At 73.3% G+C, this 3,425-nt stretch carries 1 protein-coding gene; it reads left to right on the forward strand.

Annotated features, from left to right (window positions below; genetic code table 11):
• On the forward strand, window positions 1–3,425 hold a 3,425-nt coding region (locus ABZW10_RS38620), incomplete at both ends, for a type I polyketide synthase (RefSeq protein WP_355376378.1).

The following is a 3,425-nucleotide window of genomic DNA, read 5'->3' on the forward strand; positions in this document are numbered from 1 at the left end:
ACCGGCACCAACATCAACTGGCCCACCCTCCTCGGCCACCACCCCACCCACACCACCCTCCCCACCTACCCCTTCCAACACCAGAGCTACTGGCTTCACCCCACCCCCACCACCGGCGACATCACCACCGCCGGCATCACCCCCAACCACCACCCCATCCTCAGCACCACCATCGAACTGCCCGATGGGGAAGGGGCTGTCTTCACCGGTCGGCTGTCCCAGACGACGCATGCCTGGCTGGCGGAGCACGCCGTGCACGACACGGTCGTCCTGCCCGGCACCGCCTTCATCGACCTACTGCTGCACGCCGCCGAGCAGGTCGGCTGCAGCGAGATCGACGAGCTCACCCACCATGTCTTCCTCGCCGTCCCCCAGCGCGGCGCCCGCCACCTGCGGCTGACCGTGGGTCCGGCGGACGACTCCGGGCGGCGGCCCTTCACCGTCCATTCGCGTCCGGAGGACGCGGGCGAGGGCAACGAGTGGACGCGTCACGCGACCGGCTTCCTCGCGGTGGGGGCCTCCACCACGCCGCCGGATCTGACTGCCTGGCCCCCGGCCGGCGCCGCGCCGCTCGAACTCGACGACTTCTACGCCCGGTTCACCGACCAGGGCTACCACTACGGCCCGACGTTCCAGGGCCTGCGGGCCGCCTGGCGCGACGGCAGCACGACGTACGCCGAGATCGCGCTTCCCGAGGAAGCCCACTCCGACGCGGCCGCATACGGCATCCACCCGGCGCTGCTGGACGCCGCGCTGCACCCCGGGGCGTTCACGCTCGCGGCCACGGCCGGCGACGCCGACCACCCCGGGCCTGTACGGCTGCCGTTCTCGTGGAGCGGGGTGTCCCTGCACGCAGTGGGAGCGACGGCGCTGCGCCTGCAGATCACTTCGGCGGGTGACGACGTGGTGTCGCTCGCCATCGCCGACGCCACGGGCGCGCCCGTGGCGACGATCCGTTCGCTGACCATGCGTCCGGTGTCGGCCGAACAGCTCGCCGCCGCCGCACGCGGCCCGCAGCGTGACACGCTGCACCGTCTCGACTGGACGCCGGTCACCGTTCCGACCGCGCAGGCCGACGCGCCGCGCTCCGGCGGCTGGGCGGTCCTGGGCGCCGACGACTCGCGGCTGTCCGCCGCTCTTGAGACGGGCGGGGTTCCCGTCGAGCAGTACGCGGACCTGGACACGCTCGGCACGGAGATCGCGGCCGGCGCCGCCGTACCGGCAGTCGTGGTCGCCACCGTCGCCGGCGGTGCCTCGTCCGTCGCGGCCACGCACGACGCCGCCCACGGGATGCTCGGGTTCCTCCAGCAGTGGCTCGCCGATGACCGGTTCGCAGCCACCCGCCTGGTAGTCCTCACCCAGGATGCTGTCGAAGCCGATCTCACGGGTGCCGCGCTGTGGGGCCTGATCCGCTCCGCCCAGGCCGAGCACCCCCACCGCATCACCCTCATCGACACCGACGGCCAGGACGCCTCCCACCGCGCCCTCCCCGCCGCCCTCACCACCGAGGAACCCCAACTCGCCCTCCGCGAAGGCCGAGCCCACGCCCCCCGCCTCACCCGCGCCACCCTCCCCCACGACACCGCCGCACCCGTCCTGGACCCCCACGGCACCATCCTCATCACCGGCGGCACCGGCGCCCTCGGCACCCGCCTCGCCCGCCACCTCGTCACCCAACACGGCGCGCACCACCTCCTCCTCACCAGCCGCCGCGGCCCCCAAGCCCCCGGCGCCACCGAACTCACCAACGAACTCACCGCACTCGGCGCCCAGGTGACCATCACCGCCTGCGACACCGCCGACCGCGACGCACTCGCCGCCCTCCTCGCCGCCATCCCCGGCGAGCACCCCCTGACCGCCGTCATCCACACCGCCGGCGTCCTGGACGACGCCACCATCACCTCCCTCACCCCCGACCAGCTCAGCGCAGTCCTCCGGCCCAAGGCCGACGCGGCCTGGCACCTCCACGAGCTCACCCAGGACACCGACCTCTCGGCGTTCGTCCTCTTCTCCTCCATCGCGGGCGTCATCGGCAGCGCGGGCCAGGCCAACTACGCCGCCGCCAACACCTACCTCGACGCCCTCGCCCACCACCGCCACACCAACGGACTCCCCGCCACCTCCCTCGCCTGGGGCCTGTGGGACACCGAGACCGGCATGGGCGGCCTCGGCACCACCGACCGCAGCCGCCTGGCCCGCACCGGCCTGATGCCGATGCCGAACGAGCAGGGCCTGCGGCTCTTCGACCTCGCCCTGTCCCTGGGAGAAGCGTCCACGGTCGCCGCCGCGATCGACACCGCTGGACTGCGCGCCCAGGCTGCGGCGGGTACCCTCTCCCCCGTGCTCCGCGGCCTCGTCCCCGCGCCCTCCCGGCGCGCGGCACAGTCCGGCGGGGGCGCCACCGGTCATGCCTCGGCAGTGACGCGTCGACTGGCGGGGCTCCCCGAGGCAGAGCAGCAGGGCATTCTGCTGGACCTCGTGAGGTCGGCCGTCGCCACCGTACTGGGCCACTCCGACCCCGGTTCGATCGCCGGCGAGCGCCCGTTCCAGGACCTGGGACTGGACTCACTCACGGCCGTCGAACTGCGCAACACGCTCAACGCCACCACCGGTCTGCGCCTGCCGGCCACCCTCGTCTTCGACCACCCCAGCCCGACCGCCCTCGCGGACAAGCTGCGGACCGACCTCGTCGGCGCCCAGACGGAGACCTCCCGCTCAAGTGCGGTCTCCCGTCCCCTGACCGGCGACGCCGACGAGCCGATCGCGATCGTCGGCATCGGCTGCCGGTTCCCGGGCGGCGTGAGCACCCCGGAGGAGCTGTGGCAGCTGGTCGCCGACGGCATCGACGCGGTCGGGGGGTTCCCCACCGGGCGCGGCTGGGACGTGGAAGGCCTGTTCGACCCGGACCCGGACGTCTCCGGCAAGACGTACGCCCGTGAGGGTGGCTTCCTGCACGACGCCGACCTGTTCGACGCAGGGTTCTTCGGGATCAGCCCCCGTGAGGCCCTGGCCATCGACCCGCAGCAGCGTCTGCTGCTCGAGACCAGCTGGGAAGCGGTCGAGAACGCCGCGATCGACCCGGCCCTCCTCCGGGGCACCCGGGTCGGCGTCTTCGCCGGCATGATCGCCCAGGAGTACGCCTCGATGTCGGCCGACGAACCGGATGTCGAGGGGTACCTCGTCACCGGCCTCGCCGCGAGCGTGGCGTCGGGCCGGGTGTCGTACAGCTTCGGGTTCGAGGGTCCGGCGGTCACGGTCGACACCGCGTGCTCGTCCTCGCTGGTCGCGCTTCACCTGGCCGCCCAGGCCCTGCGCAACGGCGAGTGCACCATGGCGCTCGCGGGTGGCGTGACCGTGATGGCGACCCCGGGCATGTTCCTGGAGTTCAGCCGCCAGCGCGGTCTTGCGCCCGACGGCCGCTGCAA

Origin of the sequence: Kitasatospora sp. NPDC004723 (genome assembly GCF_040609255.1) — a bacterium.
Classification (GTDB): Bacteria; Actinomycetota; Actinomycetes; order Streptomycetales; family Streptomycetaceae; genus Kitasatospora.